At 58.9% G+C, this 19535-nt stretch carries 18 protein-coding genes; 9 read left to right on the top strand and 9 right to left on the bottom strand.

Translation table 11 applies throughout. From position 1 onward, the window contains the following. Positions 1–93: 93 nt before the first annotated feature. Entirely contained in the window at positions 94–957 is an 864-nt protein-coding gene (locus tag EGH24_RS12800; RefSeq protein ID WP_142980522.1) for a GIY-YIG nuclease family protein, read from the bottom strand. Continuing rightward, positions 944–1369, bottom strand: coding sequence for a DUF6884 domain-containing protein (locus EGH24_RS12795; protein ID WP_185903328.1), 426 nt, complete (start codon positions 1367–1369; stop codon positions 944–946). Before EGH24_RS12795 ends, EGH24_RS12800 begins: the two co-directional genes overlap by 14 nt. A 203-nt stretch (positions 1370–1572) precedes the next feature. On the opposite strand from EGH24_RS12795, the gene EGH24_RS12790 reads away from it, so the two are divergent. The 8 genes from EGH24_RS12790 (at position 1573) to EGH24_RS12755 (ending at position 7389) form a co-directional block, all read left to right on the top strand. Then, positions 1573–1920: a hypothetical protein gene (locus tag EGH24_RS12790; RefSeq protein ID WP_142980521.1), complete on the top strand. Its 348-nt coding sequence runs from the start codon at positions 1573–1575 to the stop codon at positions 1918–1920. Positions 1921–2007: 87 nt separating this feature from the next. Beyond that, complete coding sequence (locus tag EGH24_RS12785; protein WP_142980520.1) at positions 2008–2940, top strand: ArdC-like ssDNA-binding domain-containing protein; 933 nt, start codon at positions 2008–2010, stop codon at positions 2938–2940. A 124-nt stretch (positions 2941–3064) separates the two neighbouring features. Next, complete coding sequence (locus EGH24_RS12780; RefSeq protein WP_142980519.1) at positions 3065–3895, top strand: type IV toxin-antitoxin system AbiEi family antitoxin domain-containing protein; 831 nt, start codon at positions 3065–3067, stop codon at positions 3893–3895. A gap of 5 nt (positions 3896–3900) precedes the next feature. Beyond that, positions 3901–4704: a nucleotidyl transferase AbiEii/AbiGii toxin family protein gene (locus EGH24_RS12775; protein WP_142980518.1), complete on the top strand. Its 804-nt coding sequence runs from the start codon at positions 3901–3903 to the stop codon at positions 4702–4704. 149 nt (positions 4705–4853) lie between these two features. Beyond that, positions 4854–5672, top strand: coding sequence for a hypothetical protein (locus EGH24_RS12770; protein WP_142980517.1), 819 nt, complete (start codon positions 4854–4856; stop codon positions 5670–5672). 85 nt (positions 5673–5757) lie between these two features. Then, complete coding sequence (locus EGH24_RS12765; protein WP_142980516.1) at positions 5758–6171, top strand: helix-turn-helix transcriptional regulator; 414 nt, start codon at positions 5758–5760, stop codon at positions 6169–6171. A gap of 152 nt (positions 6172–6323) precedes the next feature. Continuing rightward, positions 6324–6800: a hypothetical protein gene (locus EGH24_RS12760; RefSeq protein WP_142980515.1), complete on the top strand. Its 477-nt coding sequence runs from the start codon at positions 6324–6326 to the stop codon at positions 6798–6800. Between the two features lie 265 nt (positions 6801–7065). After that, positions 7066–7389: a hypothetical protein gene (locus tag EGH24_RS12755; RefSeq protein ID WP_142980514.1), complete on the top strand. Its 324-nt coding sequence runs from the start codon at positions 7066–7068 to the stop codon at positions 7387–7389. Positions 7390–7477: 88 nt separating this feature from the next. Here the strand turns inward: EGH24_RS12755 and EGH24_RS12750 are convergent, their stop codons facing one another. The 4 genes from EGH24_RS12750 to EGH24_RS12735 form a co-directional block, all read right to left on the bottom strand. After that, a complete protein-coding gene (locus EGH24_RS12750; protein ID WP_142980513.1) occupies positions 7478–8755 on the bottom strand; it encodes a Cdc6/Cdc18 family protein in 1278 nt (425 codons plus the stop codon). A 1185-nt stretch (positions 8756–9940) separates the two neighbouring features. After that, positions 9941–12106, bottom strand: a complete 2166-nt coding sequence (locus tag EGH24_RS12745; protein ID WP_185903327.1) for a type B DNA-directed DNA polymerase — start codon at positions 12104–12106, stop codon at positions 9941–9943. A 2-nt stretch (positions 12107–12108) separates the two neighbouring features. Beyond that, complete coding sequence (locus tag EGH24_RS12740) at positions 12109–12414, bottom strand: hypothetical protein (protein ID WP_142980511.1); 306 nt, start codon at positions 12412–12414, stop codon at positions 12109–12111. A gap of 2 nt (positions 12415–12416) precedes the next feature. Further along, positions 12417–13361, bottom strand: coding sequence for a hypothetical protein (locus EGH24_RS12735; RefSeq protein ID WP_185903326.1), 945 nt, complete (start codon positions 13359–13361; stop codon positions 12417–12419). 197 nt (positions 13362–13558) lie between these two features. Between EGH24_RS12735 and EGH24_RS12730 the strand changes: the two genes are divergently transcribed. After that, a complete protein-coding gene (locus EGH24_RS12730; protein ID WP_142980510.1) occupies positions 13559–14176 on the top strand; it encodes a hypothetical protein in 618 nt (205 codons plus the stop codon). Between the two features lie 163 nt (positions 14177–14339). Here the strand turns inward: EGH24_RS12730 and EGH24_RS12725 are convergent, their stop codons facing one another. The 3 genes from EGH24_RS12725 to EGH24_RS12715 all read right to left on the bottom strand — a co-directional run bounded on the left by EGH24_RS12725 (position 14340) and on the right by EGH24_RS12715 (position 19530). Further along, on the bottom strand, positions 14340–15137 hold the full coding sequence (locus EGH24_RS12725) for a hypothetical protein (RefSeq protein ID WP_142980509.1): 798 nt from the start codon (positions 15135–15137) through the stop codon (positions 14340–14342). A gap of 89 nt (positions 15138–15226) precedes the next feature. After that, complete coding sequence (locus EGH24_RS12720; protein ID WP_142980508.1) at positions 15227–16255, bottom strand: Cdc6/Cdc18 family protein; 1029 nt, start codon at positions 16253–16255, stop codon at positions 15227–15229. Between the two features lie 365 nt (positions 16256–16620). Next, positions 16621–19530, bottom strand: a complete 2910-nt coding sequence (locus EGH24_RS12715) for a helicase-related protein (RefSeq protein WP_142980507.1) — start codon at positions 19528–19530, stop codon at positions 16621–16623. Positions 19531–19535 lie beyond the last annotated feature (5 nt).

The raw sequence follows: 19535 nt of genomic DNA, 5'->3' as shown, positions 1-19535 counted from the left end.
GGGATTCTGTTTAGTTGCAAGAAGATTCAGCCCCTGAGGCAAAAATCTATTCCAGAACGACATATGTGCTATGAGGTACAGGCGGCAGAGCATCTAGAACTGATCTCGTGGACTCGCCCCAACCTCTAGCCAGTGAACGCCGATAAGCTCTGTTTCAACCTCCTCGCGCTTGTGCTGGGCATCGTGCTCCCCGAGCTCCGAGTACGAGAACAGCAACGCCTCGTCTCGGTTCCGCCGGTGCCGATACAGCCTTGACTTAAGATTCGAGCTTTGCCCGATGTACTCCAAGGGCGGTGCCTCGTCCTCGCGCCAAATTCGGTATAGCCCGTCATCTGTCGGGATCGACGCGTCCGCGTCTGCCAAGGGTAGCGGCGACGACCACAAGAGACCCATCCAGTCTTCTGATAGCACGTCGTCGCTCCGACTCCAATCAAGCGGGCCGACGCCCTCCTCAGTGTTGGACTCCGTCTCACCCGGTTCAAGGGGGCCGCCGCGTTCTTCTCCGATGCGGTACGTCGACTGTCGGTAGCCATCAATGATCCGACCGAAATTCGCTGTCGGACTCTCACCCATTTCGCGCCGGTATACTGCGATCAGTGCGTCCTCAAACGCCTTTCGGGCCTGCTTGTCCTCAGCGAAGGTCGGCGTCGCGCCCGACACCTCCAGCTTCTCGCTATCCTCCTGCTGGACAGCCCAGAGACACGGTGCCGCGGTGTGCGGATCGCGGTACGGCATTTCGTCAGCGAATGCCCCGTGGGCGAGTGCACGAACCCGCCCGCGAAGGCTCCGTCCAGTCTCACCGATGTACTCTAGTCCGGCGCGGGCGGGGTGGCGAATGCGGTAGAGACCCTCGTCAGTGGGGAACGTAGATAGGTGGTCGCCATCGGGATCGAGAGTCCCCCAGTTCGACCAGTTGACGCCGAGCCAATCGTCGGCGTAGAACCTAGATTCGTTCATTATACCACGACAGTGTCTCGCCCATCCGTAGCCCCTCGGTCGGAATCTTGACGTCCACGGGCTTGTCGTCGAGGAACGGCAGAAGTTCCTCGTAGTACGACTTCCCGGCGTGAATGACTAGCGTGTTCCCCTCCGCAAGCACGTCGCGTTCTCGCAGCTGTTCGAGAACCCTTTGGCTCCACTTCTGCCGCTCCTCGACACTAGCGTTGTTCAGTGTTTCGTCGTAGGGCTCGATCGGAGAGCCGTCTGGGTCGAGAACATAGTACTTCGCCGAAAGTACGTACCACTCGTCATGATTCTCTTCAGCGTAGCTTCGAGCCTTCCGAAACAACGCAGAGGGTTCGTAGAGTTCCCTCGGCGCCGACGGTGAATCCGTTTTTGCCTTCGTGCAGCTCACTAAGCCGATCTCCATACCCTGTCCGTCCATCGTTACGCGAAAATACGTTCCGCCTCGTGAACAGGGGTAATGATTACAGCCAAGCGACTTATCCACGGCCCTCACTTCGCTGACTGTTGGCAGAGTGTCCACGTCTCCCCGGCGTGACTTCGCGACCTGTTTTTCGTGCCCCCAGAGAGGGCGAGGGCTCCTTCGAAAGCCCTCAGAGGTGACTTCCAGTGAGTCAACAACAGAGTCCCGACAACGTCTCGGTCGACGAGATCCCGGTCGATATCGACAACACGCAATCAGCGGAGGTCGATTCCGCCGATGTCCCCGACGAAATCGAGTCCATCACCCGTGGGCTCGCCGGTGAGCAGCCGCCGACGAATCCGCTGGTCGTGCTGAAAGCGGCCCGATGGTGGTACATTCACGGCAAGGGCGGCACGGATCCCGCCTTCCAGTGGGCCATCGAGTGGGCACGTCACCTTGCGACCGACACGCCCAGCGACGTCGACCGGTTCGACGAGTTCCTCGAGTACCTCGTTACGGTCGGCTTTGCGGACGAACGCCACGAACTCCGCTAACCGACAGAGCGGTTTTTTGAACGCCCCTGAGGGGTGCGGCGCGGTCTGAACAGACGCAGTCGCCGTGAATTCGATTCGGTGAACACAATGGCTACGACTAGTGACTCGTCGGTCTCCTTCGACCAGACCGACACGCGATCAGACGAGATGAACAGCACTATCGAACAGTGGATCGACGACCTCGTCGCCGGCGTCGACGACGCGCAGGCCAGCGAAGAGTTCCAAGAGTGGCTCGATGTCCAGAGTCGTTTCCACGACTACTCCTACCGGAACACGCTCCTGATCAAGCGGCAGTGTCCCGAGGCGACTCGGGTAGCGGGCTACCGGACGTGGCAGGAAGAGTTCGACCGCCACGTCACGGAGGGCGAATCGGCCATCTGGATCTGGGCACCGATCATCACCAAGCAGTGTCCAGAGTGCGAGAATTCGCCAAGCTACCACGCGGACAGCGACTGTGACTACGACGAGACGCCGCCCGAGAAGTGGTCGGAGGGCCTCGTCGGGTTCAAGCCTGCCCCGGTGTTCGATGTCTCCCAGACCGAAGGTGAGCCGCTTCCCGACCTGGACACGGAAGCGACCGGGGACCCCGACGACCTCGTCGAACAGTTGACTGCCGGCGCTGATGAACTCGGTGTGACGGTGCGAACCGTTCCAGCCGAGGAGTGGACCCACGGCGAGGCGAAGGGCATCTGCGAGCAGCTGAGTCTCGTCGATATGCAACCGCGGGTTGAGGTGCGTGATCGGGAGAATGAGGCCGACCTTGCGCGGACACTAATTCACGAGTACGCCCACGCCCTGCTTCACTTCGACGTCGACGACGACACCGAGCGGTCGAAACGCGAAGTCGAAGCCGAGGCGGTCGCGTACGTCGTCGGGCGGTACTGTGGGTTAGATACCAGCGGGTCGGCGTTCTACTTGGCTGCGTGGGAGTCGGACGATCCCGAGATCGTTCGCGACCGTCTCGACCGGATCAGTTCCACAGCAGAAGAGCTCATCGACGTAGTCGAAGACAGCGCTTGAATCCTTAACCAACGCACGGTTCTATACCCCGATTTTGTTGGTTAAGTCTGCTCGTCTCCGCCGTCCGCGGCAGTCGCAAGGCTAAAGCAGGCCCGTGTTTATACTCCATGTAAGAAACGCAGGTATGAGAGCCATAGAACAAACTCAAAATATACGCCAGGGTCTCTCAACTCGAGAAAGTCGACTCCTTGCCCGACTCGCTGGCGCGGGTCACCAGATCATCTCCGTCGATGACATCGAGACGACGCTGGAGGTCCCCCCAAACACCGCCCGCGAGATCGCCTCCCGGCTCACCGAGAAAGGCTGGCTCGACCGGCTCTTCCCGGGCACGTATCTCATCATTCCACTCACCGCCGGCGAGGAGGCCGTGTACACGACCCACGAGTACCTCATCGCCGCCCACGTCGCCGAGCCGATGTACATCGGCTACTACAGCGCCCTCAGCCACCACGGGCTGACCGAACAGGTCCCCCGGACGGTGTACGTCGTTACGCCGACCCGAGCGCAAAGCAGGGAGATCCACGGCGTCCCGTACCGCGTCACGACAGTCACCGAGCGGAAATTCTTCGGCTTTGAGCCGACATCGATCGAGGGCACGACCGTTCAGGTCAGTGACCTGGAGAAGACGCTGGTCGACTGTGCGGACCACCCCGAGTTCTGCGGCGGCCTTCGGGAACTCGCAACCGCGATGCGTACTGCCGACGAACGGGGGTGCGACTGGGTCACTGTCGGCGAGTACCTCGAACGCCTCGACAACGGCGCTGCGACCAAGCGGATCGTCTACCTCGCCGACCAGCTCGGCATCGACCTCCCCGCCCGCGAGGAACTCGTCGCGTCGTTCACGAGTGGATATTCCTCACTGGACCCGACGCGGCCCGACACCGGATCGACCGACAGTACGTATCGCCTCCGAATCAACGTCGAGCCAGCCATGCTGGAGCCGACGGAGTCCTGATCGCGATGATCAGTCAGGACCGGCTCCGGATTCTCGCTCGCGAACTGGGCGTTCGGCAAGGGTACGCCGAGAAGAACTACGTTAATTCGTGGCTCCTCTGGGGCATCTTCACGAGCGGCTACGGCGACAACCTCCTGTTCAAAGGCGGGACCGCGCTGTCCAAGCTGTATTTCCCGCAGTCGTGGCGGTTCTCGGAAGACCTCGATTTTGGCGTCGAAGGGGAGTACCAGGGGTCCAAACAGGAGCTCCGATCGGTCCTCGATACGATTGCAGACCGCTCTGGCATCGAATTCGAGATTCGAGAGCACCACGAATCCCAGCAGGACCACTACCCGACCCACTACGTCGACATCAGCATTCAGTACCGCGCCGTCCTCAACCACCCCAACACGACCAGCATCGACGTGATGGTCGACGAGCACGTCGCCTTCGACCCTGTTCGGCATACGCACGCGTACGAAGACGTGCCCGAATTCGACCTACAAGCGTACAGCGTCGAGGAGATCTTCGCCGAAAAGCTCCGAGCGATCTACCAGCGCGGGGCCGCCCGTGACTACTACGACCTCTATCAGCTGCTCGAAACCGATTCGGTCGCGATCAACTTTACCGACGTGGGGCCCGCCTTCGACGCGAAGTGTAAACACGATGGGCTCACCGTTGATCTGAACGACGGACTCCCGGACGAACAACAAGAAACGATCCGCCACCAGTGGGAGACCACGCTGCCGGATCTGACCGGTGATCCGCCGGCGTTCGAAATGGTCTGGGAACAGTTGGACACGGTGATCTCCCAACAGGGATCGCCGTAGGCAACGGCCGATGACGGTGTCGATGACCGATGGGTGTTGCATCCGGAGCTCTGGTGATTAACCAACAATTCGGGATATTTGGCCGGTGCGTTGGTTAAGTTTTTGAGCGCCCGCCGAGGGGCGGAGGCGCATTCCAGCCTCATCGAATCATGACAGAGCGACATCTCAGAGCCGTTCTGGCAGAAGCGGAGCGAGTCGCAGAGCAATACGACCAGATCGCCCAAACCACGAACTCCCCTACACACGAGTATCTCCGGTACGCTGTACTCCGACTCCTCGAAGGCGATGCCAACGCGATCCCCGAGGAGGTCCCGCAGGTCGATGGCGTGACGGTCGGATACGGCCGAGATCAAGCGATGTACGACAGTTGGGGGTCCGACGTCGAGTGGTGGGACACAGTACCACCACAGGACGACTGTACGCGCTTTCGAGTGTTCTACCCTGAGGACCAAACACCGGTTCCTCGGGGCATCCTCACCGTGATGGCCGCGCTGGGGGCATGGCGAGTCTGGGAAGGGAATGCCACCACCTGTGGCTCCTACGATCATCGAGAGCGACGAGAAGTCCACTTTCTCTGGCCGGAGGGGAACCTTGCGGAAGCACTCTTGGAAAACCGGATTCAGGAGACTGACGACGCTGTCGCTCCAGACGGAGGACAGGCAGGAGACGTCCGCGACCGAATGCTCGTGTCAGACGGCTCCACCTCAGCTGATGATCTCGAGCCCCGCACGAAGCGCGCTGTCGAGGAAGCGATGACCGTCTCCCTACTCGCCAAGGGTGGTCGCTACGAAGTCGAAGCGGCGTCCGGAAATCGATACGAAGTCGATATCATCGGGCAATCCTGTACCTGTCCCGATTGGCAGCAGCGCGCTCCAGACGGGGGCTGCAAACATATGCGTCGCGTCGATCACGAAATCAAACAGGGGCAGGTCCCACGTCCAGATGGTCAGCTTCCACCACAGGTGTAAGCTCCTGTCTTGCTTCTCAGTCGCTTCTGCGTGGTAGTTTACTCTGGAGTAAACTACTTTGGCGTACTCGATTGAACACACCAATATGGATGATTGCCTTGGGAACGGTGAGAACACGGCACCACGGGAACTCATCCATTTCGTCACTCAGCAGACGCGGTTTGCCCTGATCAACAACATCCTCCAGCACCCCGAGCAGCTTCCTTCGATGTACGAACTCGAGGAGCTCAACCCCAGCGTGAGCGATGCCACCGTCTACAAGCACATCCAGAAGCTCATCGACGCCGGCATCGTCAAAGAGGTCGCCCTGGACGACGACCAGCGCCGACAGGGCTACCCCTGGAAGTTCTACGGCCTCACGGAGGAAGGGCGGGAGTTCCTGGAGGAGCACAACCTGCTGGCCGCTGAAGAGACGCTCCAGCAGATCTACGACACCATTTCCGACAAGCCCGAGAAGATGGTCAAGTACGAGAATGCCCCCCGTCCCGACGGCGTCTAACGGCACCTGACTCTGTTGAAAACCTCAGAAGTTGATAAGAATGGCGTGCTGAATAGACCGCGCGAGTCGGTCACGAAGGAGCGGTGTCGGTCGAGCCGGTCGGTCGTCGAACGTTTATGAACGAGTGACTGCAACCGTTCGTCGATTACAAGATGAACGACTATCTCGGTTTGTCCCGACGCGATGTTGGGGCGGGCCTCGCCATTGCCGGGGCGGCGTACGTCGCTGCCGCGCTATTTGCCCTCTTCAACCTCTTGTCGGGCTCCGTGTCCGGGGGAAGCCCCATCTCCACTCTCGGGCTGATCGTCACGCCGGTGGTCGCGCTGGCCGTCGCGACTGTCGTCTGGCGTGTGACGATGCCGGCCGAACCGAACCCACGCTACGGTGCTATAGCCGGCGCCGTCTCGGGGGGCGTCACCGTATTGATATTCACAGCGCTGATAGGAATCACAGCCGCCCTCATCGGGTCTCCCCCTGGCCCACCCCCGGACAGGACGGTTTCCGAAGCCATCGAGTTCGTCGCCTTCATCGTTGGATTCGGGCTGCTCTTCACGCTCCCGCTCATCGCCCCGATCGCGGCGTTCGTGGGATACGGATACGAACGGTACCTGGCCAGGAGACAGAACTGACCCACCGTCGACGAGTCTTGTTCGTTCCGTCTCGCTCGGAGCGTCCGTAGCCGAACGACCCGAGTCATCGAGTGCTAAATGTGCCCTCTATATTCAGCACGACCTATAGAACATATCACTACCTGAGGGTTTCAATAACACCCGGCACGGTCTATTTCTGAATAGTTTGCTATTCGCACTCTTTAGCCGGTGACGAGACGATATCTGATTAACCAACAAATCTATGCCGATGCGCACTCTGTTGGTTAATACGAGGCGACCGCCGATGTCTTACGAGCCACCGACGCCGCCGGCGGAACTCCCGACAGATATCGTCAACACACTCAACGGCTACTCGCCGGACCAACTCCAGCACGTCGCGCGCTACGCCGAGGCGCTGGCAGAGCACAAAGCTCGCGAAGCCCGTCTCGAGGAGGAGTCGGAGGACGACGAGATCGACGAGCGGCCGGACGACCTTCCGGACGACGTCCCGTCGAAGGCGACGATCACGATCAAGGAGATCAATGACAACCGCTACTACTACTGGCAGTGGCGGGAAGGTGACAGAGTGAAGTCGAAGTACAAGAGTCCAGTTAGCCCAGACGAGTAGCCGAAGCAGATACACACCCACTCCACGTGCCCGACGTGTCGAGAGATACACTCGTGACCAGGGGTGTGGTGAGCGACCGAACCGAGGGCTAGGCCAAGTCTTCCAGCCGGCTGTCCCGGAGGACAGATTTCAACACGATACCGGTATCCTGAACCAGCCGGTGCTCGAGATAACTGCCTTCACCCCGGCCACCTCCGGTCCGAGTTGATTCAACGACCCCGAGGAACGCCTGCTCTTTCAACAGCTCGTAGACGCGGTGCTCGCTGAGAGTCTTCGCGTCAGCCTTCTCTGTCGTCGCCTGATACCGTTCGTAAATCCGGTTGGTCGAAAACCCGTCCTCGTTCGGATTCTCTTCGGTGAGCAGCGCGAGCGAATAGAGGATGAATTTGACCTGTGTCGTCGATCCACGGAGAAGCTCCTCGAACCGATCGATTTCAGCCCACTCCTGAGCATCACGAACGTGTTCCTCAACGACTGTGTCGACGTTTTCTCGTTCGGCTAGTTCGCCGGCGTGACGAAGAATTTCGATGGCCTTTCTGGCGTCACCGTGTTCTTGAGCGGCTAGTGCCGCCGTCAGCGGGATCACATCATCCGAGAGAACGTCATCATGGAACGCGTCCCGTCGGTGCTTCATAATCTCGCGTAGTTGATTCGCGTCGTAGGGTTGGAAGACGAACTCCTCCTCGCGAAGACTCGACTTGACGCGTTCGTTCAGCTGGTCGCGATACTCGATCTTGTTGCTGACGGCGATGACGCCAAGGTGGCAATCCGCTTTCCCCGATTCGCGAGCCCGCGAGAGCTGCATAAGAATATCATCGTCATCAAGTCGGTCCACCTCGTCGAGAATGATGATGACTGACTCGTAGGCAGTATCCAGAATCTCCCAGAGATAGTCGTAGTATTCACCGCTGCCAATCCCTGCGCGTGGAATATCGAAGTCAGTCTCGTCCGTCTCGTTGAGTGACCGAGTTACCGTCCTGGCAACACGCGTCTGTGTATTGTGCTGCGCGCAGTCGACGTAGACCGTGCCGACGGACACACCGTTCGACTCCGCGGCTCGGCGGGCTCGTTCGGTGACGTGACGGGCAACGAGCGACTTCCCAGTTCCCGTTTTGCCGTAAATAATCACGTTATTGGGCGGATCGCCACGAACGATCGGTCTGAGTTCAGCAGCAACGGCCTTGATCTCGCCATCCCGGCCGACGATACGGCCGCTTTCAGGGACGTGGCCAACCTTCAGCAGCTCCTTGCGAGCGAAAATGTTGGCGCGGTCGGGGTCGTCTTCATCAAAGTCAAAGAGGGGATCGTCAGCGGGATCCTCGTAGCGGCCGTCGAAGTCAGAGAGTTGGGACGGTTCCTCAACCATCAATATCAGACATCGCGGATGGGACCTACTTAATGATTTGGCTACCTCGACCAGAGTGTAAATCGGGCTATGGTCGTCTTCTGATGTTTTGTCGCTGGCGTATCATCCTCACAAAGGATCGAGTCGGTCCCGAGTGAAATCGGACTCGGAGCGAGAGTTACCGACGCAGACCGGCACCCCCAATCCAGAGTGAAAACGCCAGACTGGAGCGGGTTTGACACACCCCTGGTCAAGAGTGAATAGCCCTCCATCCGGGAGCAGCGTACTTGGTTGAGACGACACCCCCCGTCCAGAGTGTATCTCCCGAACCGGGTAATCAATCATTTCTATGAGAGGACACATCGGCCCTGGACGTCTGACGCACGGCAGACACCCCTCGTCCAGAGTGAAAGCGCTGGTGTGACGAGCTGGAGTGGGGTGTGAACCTCGAGTGATGGTGACGAGCGTTCGTCGGCACCCCCAATCAAGAGTGAAGACGTAGGTCAGATCTCCAGCCGAAGCAAAGCAGGGTACAATCGGAACTGTCGGGATCGGGTATCTTGATTCCGATTGATGAGGGAGATCGGGAGATACCAATCCCGATTTCGGCTTTGATGCCGGTTCACTGGTTGGCGAATAGTCAGAATGACGATTGTTCCTTCAACGTCTCATAATACGCGGACGATGGAATCGAACCCCCACACCCCTCGTCCAGAGTGAAACGCTACGAGAGTACCTCGGTTGACCCGGCGGGAACCACACGACCAGTCGGGTGGGAAGTACCGAAATCACAAGACGTGAGACGAGTATCCCTCGAACAGCAGTCGTTACACAGTCGAAGATCCTCTAAACATACCAATCTCCATAGTATTACCTAGAAGTTTTATTACTACCTACTTCCTACCACTCTCCAAGTACATTCAGCATAGGGAAGAGGACGAAAGCGGCATTCGTCCGGGTGGTTTCGAACCGCTGCTCGTGTATGCTGTTCCATCTCTTCCGTGTTCTCCCGTCTCAGGCAGTCTTACCGTGATTCTTGCTGAGCTTCTCCCACGAGAACCTCCGTTTCCCGTGGACCTCACCCCACTCTCTTGATTGGTTTTCACTCTGGACGAGGGGTGTGTGGGCGAAGTATTCTCTCCGGGTCCGTTCCGTGTCTCCACTCAGCATTAACCAACAAACCTCCCGATACCTCGATAGTGTTGGTTAACCTCTCTCAATCTCGGTGAAGGCGGCCAAGTCCGTTTCCCGAGTTTCCGCGATCTCGCGTCGAATCTCCGTCCGACCCCAGCCAAGCGGTGCCAGCACACTCTCGACAGCTCTGACGAGTTGCGTCTCGTAGTACGACGCATCGTACGACTCTATCTCTTCGTGGGCCAACGCGACCCGCTCTCGCGAACTCTTCTTGTCGTCGACGACCACGTACTCGATGTCCTGTCCCGGGTGGATGGCGAGGTCCTGAGCCCGAGCCCGCTTCAGCGCCGCCACGTTCTGGGTGTTCTGCGTGTACCCTTCCAGCGGCTTGGAGACACGATTCCGTTCGACGAGCTGCTCGACCGGCACCGTTCCAGCGTGGAGGCGCTTGATCGCGTCCTGAAGACAGTCGAGTACGCCGTCCGGAGATCGAGTCGCGTCGAGCTGGTCGAGACAGTCCCGCTGGACGTCCTCGATGAACGGCGGGGTCGAACGCTGTCGGGCTTCGATGCCTCTGATCTTGAAGTCGTCGTCGCCGGCGACCTTCCCGAAGTACTTCGTCAGCGCGCCGGCGCCGCTCTCGCGCTGCGGGACGAACGCCACCCAGTCGTAGTGGGCTTCGTGTTCGAGCCGAATCTCGACGCGTTCCGTGATCTCCGTCGCGAGCGTCTCGAGGTCCTCGCGGTCATCGTCGTCGATGTCGGGGTCCGGCGTCACCCAGATGGAGTCGACGATTCCGTGGACGACCCGCCAGCCGCCAGCTTCCAGTCGCTGTTTCGCTGTTAGTAGGATCTCGCGAGCGAACGCGTTGATCGCTTCGTGGCACTCGATGCGGCCGAACTTCGCGTTGCTGAACCCCTGATAGCCGAAGCAGGCGACGAGGATCCACTTCAGCGCTCCCGACCGTCCCTCGAGCTCCGCCAGCCGGTCCTCGTCGGGGTTGTTCCGTTCCTTCTCGCGACGGATGGCCGCCTTGATCTCGTCGCGCGCGTCGATGATCGGCTGTAGCACGTCGACGAGGTAGCCCCGGTCGTCGCAGATCGAGTACCCGAGGCCGGGGACGTCGTCGCGGTCGCTGTGGCAGTCACATCGAATGACGTCCGGCGAGACGTTCCGTGTACAGATGATGTTCGGGTACAACGAGGAGAAGTCGAGTTCGTGGACGTTCTCGTGAAGCCCGACCTCGGGCGCGAAGATGAAGCCGCCACGGTCGGCGTCGTGGAGTGTCCCCATCGGCTTGTAGAACTCGTGACGCCAGGAGTTCCACGGGACGAGGACATCGCGGTCGTGGGCCTCGCAGATCTGGATCGCCGTGAGCACGTTCCCGATCGACGCCCACGCAAGTTCCTGGACGGGCTTCTTTGAGCGCGATACGAGGTCGAGGACGCCGTCGAGGTTCGTCTCTCCGTAGAAGAACGTGTTCGACNNGTCGATNATNNCCCGGCCGGGCACGTTGTACCGNGCCGGCGAGTGGCCGACGCGNCCGTAGCTCGAGTACGTCGACCGGCTCGCGAGCTGCTGGTAGTCGACGTCCGGCCACCGACTCAGCGAGAAGTCGTCGACGCCGGCGTCCGTCGCCATCTCGTACAGGGTCGGGACGATCTCGCTGGTTGAGCAGACCAGGACGTCCGGATCGTGCGCTTCGAGTGCCTCTTGGACGGCGGTCAGGATATCCGTCGGCGAGCCGGTGACGGTGTCGCCGGCAACGGACAGTTCCTCGTAGACGTCGTTGCTCGTTTCGCTCACCGGGACGCTGAGCCGGAGCGTCGACAGCTCGCTCGCCGGCGTCGGATCGGCGCCGGTCTCCAGACAGTACCGGAACTCCCGCGAAAAGTCCACGTTGAAACAGGCGAGATCCCCGACTGGATAGTCCGACAGTTGACGCGCCTGCCGGGCGAGTGGAGTGACGCGATCGATGTGGGCGACATCGACCGCGAGAACGGCCTCCTCGTCCCGTCGAAAGCCCGGTCGTCGCGCAACCATTTCGGTCGCGACGACATCCGGGTGCTGGTCGTACACGGACTGGAGCGTCGTGAGGTCGAGGTTGGCATCAGGGTCGCGAGCGGCGACGTAGAAGCGTGGCGTGTAGTCATCGCGCTCGGTCGCGACGGCGCCGTCGGCGGTCGCCTCCCACTCCAGGACGCGGCCGTCATCCAGGAAGTCGATGCTGAACGGCATCGTCACGGGTCCGAGTCTGGCGGAGCGGCCTCCTCATCATCACGTGCTGCGACCGCGTCCTCGAGTTCCTCGAGGCGTTCCTCGTGATCGTCGAGACGGCCCTCCTGTTCGAGATCGATGCTGAGAAGCGCCGGCAGCAGCGGATTTTGGTGGTTCAACAGCCCGCTCGCGTCGGCGTGCTCGCGGGCGTACTCGAACAGCCGGTCGAACCGAGGCTGGTCGCGACGCCGCAGTGCCCGGCGGAACTCTGACCAACGCTCTTCGATGGCCCGAAGCGCATCTCGGTAGGTTGGGTTCGTACGCCCCATCGCTATCGGCCTCCTGTCCCGGTCGCAGTCCACGCATCGAGCAAGGGGTCCGCGGTCGCCGACACCGTCTCACCGTCAGCGGTGACCCCCGTGCCGACACCCTCCGGGGTCGGCGTCGACGGCGCCGGCGTCGTCGGTTCCACGCCGACCTGCGTGGCGCGTGCCGCGAGCAGCTGCTGCCAGTACGCGAACGTCGTCTGGTAGTACGCGCCGTCGTCGACGGGGTAAACGAGCGTCTCGAAGTCCTCGCCGACGACCCGTGGGCCCATCCGCGTCTGCTCGCACTCCAGGTGGTGGTCGGCGGCCGTCGCGACCGGCGCCGTGAAGTCGTCGCGCTGCGCCCGGGTGACGAGCACCGGGATGTCGTATCCGTCGGCGTAGGTCGCCAACCGGGCGAGGGTTCTGGCCTGGAGGGTTTTCGCGTGAGTCTCGCCGAGGGTATCGTCGGCGCGGTACTGCGCGTCGACGGCTGGCGCGACGATGAGGGCTGGTGTGTGGGGCGACGTGTCCTCGTCACGACTTGGTGCCCGTCGACCGGCCGCCCCGGCGTTGGTGGTGGACATCTGGATCGACTTGTTCACCGCTGACGGGAGATCACAGACGGCGCCGTAGTGCTGGTAGGCGGTAAATCCGCGTGCCACGTGGATTCGGTTGAGCAACCGTTGGCTGGGCGCGATCTGAGCGAGTGTCGTCGTCGTCGCGTGGCCGTTTGCGTCGACCCAGAAGGCGGCCCCGTCGTGCAGGAGGAGACGGTCAAGCACGAGCGACTGCAGGATTGGGACGCCGCGACTTTCCTCGACGTCGAGCAACGTGATGCCGTCATCGAGTGACGGCAACAACATCGCGTCCGTGGTCGGATCGGCTTGGTCAGCAAGGGCCTGATTGCGGTCAGCGCCCCGTGTCGGTTGGTCCACCGCCAATCGGTTCGACGTTGCGCGTTCTCTCATACTCGACTAGAGGTCCACATTCCCGATAAGCCGCGGCGTGGCGCTTCCGAGTTTCAGGGAAGGAGCCAGACTGTTGGTTACGTGTACTCAGTCGGCAAGATTTCTGTGTAGATAGGCGGTTTCAGGGAACGTTTCCAGAATGAGCTTATCGAAGTTCGGCATCCTGATTTATGTGATGGAGAGTCTTGCTCGGAGTTATGATCGATGTTGACGGAGCGATGAACAGTATTGACCAGGTATTCACTGTTGAAGAGCAATTTCGGTTTTCACTTGCGGTTCAACTTCTGCAGAGATATGGAGAAGAGCAGGTAACAGTTGAGTGGGAAGCGGTCGACGGAAATCGAACCGATATCGGCGTTCGGACGGAGGATAGCATCGTTCCGATTGAGCTGAAATACCTGACTGCCAAATCACGAGTGAGGGATCATAGATTTGATCAGTCATTTCAGATTGGAGGGAATCATGACGCGAACAGATCTCACTATGATAATATAAAGGACATAAAACGTTTAGAAAACGTCGTAGCAGAGAACGGGGGTTATGGATATTTCATTCTGTTAAGTAATATTCCGAATTACTGGAGCGAACCCAGCCGCAGTGCTCTCCATGATGAATTCCGAATCTATGAAGGAAGAACGCTTGAGGGGGAATTAGATTGGAAAGACTATCGACCCTGGATGGAAAGCCGCAATAGAGATCAGCCGATTGACCTTGACGGAAAGTACCAGATTGAATGGAGCGATTTCTCGTACCGAGACGATATTGAAGTATCTGGTAGCCCGAACTTTCGATACCTCGCAGTTCAGGTCGATTAGTCTCCTCGGATTCGCACTCCCGCTGGTTCTATGAGGAGTACACGAATTTGGTTCATGAAAACCAATCTGTTAACCAACACACGGCCTTCCAAAACTCGCGGTGTTGGTTAATGCTCGCTCGAATCGATACACTTGCTTGCTCGCTCACGAATTTTTTGGCCAGTCAGAAAATCGCGTCAGCGTTGCTTTGTGTCCAATTCGTATCGTAGCTTGAGAAGACTGCGGCATCGAAAATACATGGGAGAACCCCGGCCGTTGAACAGCTCTCTTGGACGATATCGGAAATAAAGTGGTAGTACTCGCGGTTGCTGAGCCCGGAGCCGGAGACGCGATAAGGCAGATCAAGATTGGTGTTTAGCCATTTCGTGATACGGGAATCGAGAGGGATCTCGAACCGTGTCAACCCGAGAATCTGGAGGATATTCCGTGCCTGCTTTGAGCCAACTCTGTGGAATCCTTCACCAGCAAACCCTTCAGACAGATACGTCGATACTTCTCTCTCCACCGCGTAGTCGCTGTCTCTTGGTTTACGCTTCCGTATCTCAATTAGCTTTTCAAGTTCACCCCACAGTTCGTCCCAACCATCTGTATCCAATCGTTCGAAATTTCTCTCACAGGCTTCGCCGATATTGTTGTAGTATCGAATCCCACCGTGCTCTTCGAGGATCCCGGAGACGTATTCGCCGATCCTCTCGACGTCCCGACACTGGTCAAGACTCACTGACTGAATTTCTTCTTTCAGAAACTGCGAAACATGGCTTTCTGGTCCTGACCGCTGCTGAGAGGTTAGCAATGCAGCCAGATGAACGTTCCAGAAGTGATCTGCAGTAATACTGACTTCCGCTTCTACAACGTTCTGGTCACGCCGTTTCTGGACGAACGGGTTGTTCTCTTGTTCATCGATAATCCTTCGAACGTTACTGATCTCTGTTTCAGAGAACTCCCAGTTGACCTGCGCCATATACCTCGGTTCTGTGGGCGGTGGAAAAAGCTGATGTGGAGATCCGCTGAGACACCAATTCAGAGACGCCTGATCGAACAGCGAACAATTCACTGCATCGGCGACGCAGCTGCCGAATCGACGAGTGAGTACTCTCGGTCCCGACTCGTCCCTTTCGCCTCAAGGAGGTTGTACTGCTCCATCTTCGAGAGGTACGTGCGGACAGTCCGCTTCGTCCGTGGGTCATCGACGTCCTCGGTATAGCGCTCGTGGATCTCGCTCGGCCCGACCGGGCCGTGCTCGCGAACGATGTCGTAGACAACCCGTTGATGGGGGGTGAGCGAGTCGAGGCTCTTCTGCTTGATCTGGGCCCGAGCATCCTCGGCGGCGTCCAGGAGAATGTCGTCGGTGATGCGCTCGTGGTTCTCGCGATCGGCCTTGCTGGCCGCTGTTCGAAGGATACCGATTGCAAGGCGGGCGTCGCCGGCGGCCGCGTCGGCAATGCGGTAGAGTTGGTCGTCGGTGATGACGTCCTCGTCGAGCCCCCATTTCGCGCGAGCGCTCAGGATGTCGTACAGCTGGTCGTCGTGGTACTTGTCCATCCGGACGTGTTCGCTGGAGCGGAGGCGACTCACGAGGCGATCGTCGACGCGGCCGAACAGCTCCTCTTCCTTGTTCGCGATGCAGATAATCGCGAACTGTGGGAGACTGTGGAGGTCGTAGATGACGCTGGGATCCTCAAGTTGGTCGACTTCGTCGAGGATAACGACCGTTCGCGGACCGTCGTGTTGCTGAAGGCGGTCGACCAGTTCGTCGTGCGGCGTCGACTGCCGGTGGATATCGATAGTGGCGCCGAGGTCGTCGAGGATCTGGTAGAGCGTCCGGAATCGGGTATAGTTGCGCCAGCAGTTGACGTAGGTGGTCTCGACGTCCAGGACCTCTTCACGGAGCCGTTCGGTGACGAACTTGGAGATGCAGGTCTTGCCAGCGCCGCTGGGTCCGGTGACGATAGCGGTGTCGGCGGGTTCGCCATTCGTGATTGGCTCGAGGACGCTAGAGAGGTGGTTGACTTCGGCGTCGCGATGCTCAACTTCCCGAGGAACGAACCCGGCGCGGAGAACGCGAGCATCGCGGATCATCTATGTGTTAGACTGATTTTCTGTCTAGTTATAAAAGCGTGACCGGGTAACTTCCGGAAAAAGACCATTATGGCTATTTGCACCTATCCAAATTCACGCGAGGTACTGCGATTCCTATTTCACGAAACTCCAAATTTCAGGGAACTTCCGGAATTGGTCTATTGACGAAAACAACTCTTTCTCGTAGAACCAGTTGCTACCCATATTTCCATCGTCAAATGAGTGTGCATCGGCTATATTGAACCTCTGACGGCAGTAAGAGTAGTCTATCAGACTGATTGAATCCAACGTGGGAGCTGGGTCTTTGTGCTACGCTGTTGAATCCCAAGGAGGTATTACACCTCCCAGCTGAAAACATAGCCAAACTATACTGGAAGTGTAAGACAGTACGCCTCAATGTCTGGTGCAAGTGATATCACCTGTTCTCGCTTCCGTAGCTCTGCCTTTCGTGACTCGATCCGGGTTTCCAGCTGCTCAAGACGTTGTTTTTGGTTCCGAATCGCGATGCGCATATCCGATCCCGTTGTCGCTTTTTGCTCGTATGAATCGATGAACGACTGGATCCGATCGCGTTCTGCTTGCTCATAGGCTTCCAAGTCGGAGAGTTCTTTCTGAACGTCCTGCTGACGGTTTTCGAGCAGATCTTCCCGGATGTCGGCGACCATACTACTGATGTACCTCTCGGCAGCGTCCTCCAGGTCGCCTCGTTGCTTGAGTAGCCGAGATACCGTACTCTCATCCGGACGAGCGTGAACCGTCTCTGCATCAAGGACGCGCTGGCCGAGTGAACGTTGAGCGTCAAGTCCAGCAAGGTCGACGTAGACGGGGATGAGTTGCTCGCGAATCGTCTTGCCGGTTGCATCTTCGAAGGCGACTTTGTAGACAAATGTGATGCCGGGTTGGTCCACGAACGGCAGCAGCTTCATTCCGGCCTTCCCTGCGTGTTGTTCCTGCTGGAGAACCAAATCACGGAGGGCCTGAAGAATATCCGCGTCCGGGGAGAGGTACTCGATTCCGTCGTGATCGATGGCGAAATCGCGACTGAAGGTGAACGGACCCATCGTCTCAGGCTGACCGCTGTCAGTCAATGCAGATGGGACTTCTGCCTCATACAGCTGGTTTCCGCGCTTCTCGACTGAGCCCTCGAACGCCTCAATAGCTCGAATGAAAAACTCCCGGATTTCCTGTTCACTTCCGAAGACGTCCTCTGAGTCGTCGACGATCGACTGAATCTCTTTCCGACTCTCAGCGTCGAACGTACTGCAGTCTATGAGACTCCGCTCGTACCACTCGAGGAGCGTCTGTTCACGCTCTTCCATCAACTCCTCGAGTTCCTCTTTCGTGGCTGAGGCTGGTTCCTGATTCTGGACGGATTTCATCAGGAGGGAGTCGATGTTAACGTCGTCCAGCATCCCGAGGACGTCCGCCGTCGCGCCGACTTTCGATCTAATCTCCTCGACCTTGTCCTGGAGGAGCTCGAAGATCTCGGATTCCCGAGTGCCATCGAACTGGAAGTTCCACACCTTGACTTCCTTATCCTGGCCGTAGCGATGGATCCGACCGATACGCTGTTCGAGGCGGTTCGGATTCCACGGGAGTTCGTAGTTGACCATAATGTGGCAGCTGTGCTGGAGGTCGATCCCCTCACTGGCTGCATCGGTCGCCATCAGTAATCGGGACTTCCCGTAGTTGAATTCGTCCTCAATCCGGGTTCGTTCGTCTTTGCTCACATCCCCGTGGATGGTCAGAATCTCGTCTGCCCATGGTTCGTCGGCGAAGAGATCGAGGAGATAGTCCAACGTATCGCGGTACTCAGTGAACAGGATGAGCTTCTCGTCCGGATGCTCCTCGAAGAGCTGCTCGATGTAGCGTTTGACCTTCCGGGCTTTGGTGTCGACTGGGAGGTCCTCTGCCATGGCGACGAGCTCCCGCAAGGTGTCGATCTCCTTCTGGAGTGCTTCATCACCCTGAGCGACCGTGAGCCGTTCGAGTTCCTGCTCCGCCTGTTCACGGTCAGAGTCCTCCAGGTCCTCGCCTTCGAGGTAGGCCGTCGCATCGGTCGAGAGATCCCGCTCGTCGGGTTCGAGCAGCCCGTGAAGGCGACGTCGGAGTGTCTCTCGAATCGCGCCTACGCTGCTCACAAGCCGCTTTTGCATGAGCGCCATCGCGAAGCCGACGGCGGGCTCGTTCAATTGGTCAGATCGGTTGTAGACCTCACGGACGTACTCAGTCACGCGCTCGTACAGTTGCTCCTCTGCAGGCGACATCGAGACGGTGGCCGTCTGGACGTCTCGCTCGGGGAAGATGCGCTCGCCGTTGTCGTCGTAGATGGTCTCCTTCCCGCGCCGGATCATGACACGGTTCACCGTCTCCCGAGTGAGGTCCTGGTCCTCGGCGACGAGGAATGGATCGATGTAGCTGATAAGGGATCGGAACGCCTCCCCCTTCCCGTCGTGCGGCGTCGCACTTAGCAACAGCAGGGATTCACAGTGATTGGCGACGCGTTCGGCCATAAGCGAGGTCTTGCTGGGGGACTCGCCCCGCTTGCTGGCCTTGTGCGCTTCGTCGATGACGGCGACGTCCCAGAAGGCGTTCTCGATCTCAGACTGGAACTCGTCTTGACGGAGGAACGCCATGCTGGTGACTAGACGCTGGCCCTCCTGGTCCCAGATGTTCGCCTCCTCGCCGAGTCGTCGCCGCTCGGCGTCGACCCACTGGCGGTCCGCAACCGTGAGGTCGATGTCGAAGAAGCGCTCCATATCCCGGATCCACTTCTTCTGGAGGTGTGCGGGAACAAGGAAGAGGACGCTGTTGGCCCGATTTCGGGCTTCAAGTTCTTTGAGGATGAGGCCTGCTTCGATGGTCTTCCCGAGACCGACGTCGTCGGCTATGAGTGCTCGCTGGCGGAGCTTCTGCATCACCTGATTCACACAGGCGAGCTGGTAGGGTTCGAGGCGGACGAGCGAGTTCGAGATGCTCAGGAGCTGCCCCTGCTCGTGGGCCATCTTAAGCTGGAGGGCCTCGGTCCGGAGGTCAAACCACTCCGACGAGACTGCTTCGTGTCGAGGGTGGAGGTCTGCTACTTGATTTTCGAGGGTATCGAGTGCATCACTGCTTGGTTCGACGGAGACGTGGTCAAGACAGACCGTCTTCGCGCCATCACCTTCGACGTAAACCCGGAGATATGGGAGGTTCCCGACCTCATACGTACGGATGACCTCTGCTGGGTCACCGTTGAGTATAATGTGATCGCCAGGGTCGAATTCAATACTCATGTGGG

Source organism: Halonotius terrestris, from assembly GCF_006861665.1.
Lineage (GTDB): Archaea > Halobacteriota > Halobacteria > Halobacteriales > Haloferacaceae > Halonotius > Halonotius terrestris.
The sequence above is the reverse complement of the archived record's forward strand: the minus strand, read 5'-3'. Positions and strand labels throughout refer to the sequence as shown.

What these genes read in the sequence shown, in the direction of transcription:
- EGH24_RS12770 (WP_142980517.1), top strand. Translation starts at nt 4,854, where the DNA reads ATGACAGAGCGACATCTCAGAGCCGTTCTGGCAGAAGCGGAGCGAGTC.
- EGH24_RS12740 (WP_142980511.1), bottom strand. Translation starts at nt 12,414, where the DNA reads ATGGGGCGTACGAACCCAACCTACCGAGATGCGCTTCGGGCCATCGAA.
- EGH24_RS12775 (WP_142980518.1), top strand. Translation starts at nt 3,901, where the DNA reads ATGATCAGTCAGGACCGGCTCCGGATTCTCGCTCGCGAACTGGGCGTT.
- EGH24_RS12730 (WP_142980510.1), top strand. Translation starts at nt 13,559, where the DNA reads ATGATCGATGTTGACGGAGCGATGAACAGTATTGACCAGGTATTCACT.
- EGH24_RS12765 (WP_142980516.1), top strand. Translation starts at nt 5,758, where the DNA reads ATGGATGATTGCCTTGGGAACGGTGAGAACACGGCACCACGGGAACTC.
- EGH24_RS12735 (WP_185903326.1), bottom strand. Translation starts at nt 13,361, where the DNA reads ATGAGAGAACGCGCAACGTCGAACCGATTGGCGGTGGACCAACCGACA.
- EGH24_RS12785 (WP_142980520.1), top strand. Translation starts at nt 2,008, where the DNA reads ATGGCTACGACTAGTGACTCGTCGGTCTCCTTCGACCAGACCGACACG.
- EGH24_RS12725 (WP_142980509.1), bottom strand. Translation starts at nt 15,137, where the DNA reads ATGGCGCAGGTCAACTGGGAGTTCTCTGAAACAGAGATCAGTAACGTT.
- EGH24_RS12755 (WP_142980514.1), top strand. Translation starts at nt 7,066, where the DNA reads ATGTCTTACGAGCCACCGACGCCGCCGGCGGAACTCCCGACAGATATC.
- EGH24_RS12780 (WP_142980519.1), top strand. Translation starts at nt 3,065, where the DNA reads ATGAGAGCCATAGAACAAACTCAAAATATACGCCAGGGTCTCTCAACT.
- EGH24_RS12750 (WP_142980513.1), bottom strand. Translation starts at nt 8,755, where the DNA reads ATGGTTGAGGAACCGTCCCAACTCTCTGACTTCGACGGCCGCTACGAG.
- EGH24_RS12795 (WP_185903328.1), bottom strand. Translation starts at nt 1,369, where the DNA reads ATGGAGATCGGCTTAGTGAGCTGCACGAAGGCAAAAACGGATTCACCG.
- EGH24_RS12715 (WP_142980507.1), bottom strand. Translation starts at nt 19,530, where the DNA reads ATGAGTATTGAATTCGACCCTGGCGATCACATTATACTCAACGGTGAC.
- EGH24_RS12720 (WP_142980508.1), bottom strand. Translation starts at nt 16,255, where the DNA reads ATGATCCGCGATGCTCGCGTTCTCCGCGCCGGGTTCGTTCCTCGGGAA.
- EGH24_RS12760 (WP_142980515.1), top strand. Translation starts at nt 6,324, where the DNA reads ATGAACGACTATCTCGGTTTGTCCCGACGCGATGTTGGGGCGGGCCTC.
- EGH24_RS12800 (WP_142980522.1), bottom strand. Translation starts at nt 957, where the DNA reads ATGAACGAATCTAGGTTCTACGCCGACGATTGGCTCGGCGTCAACTGG.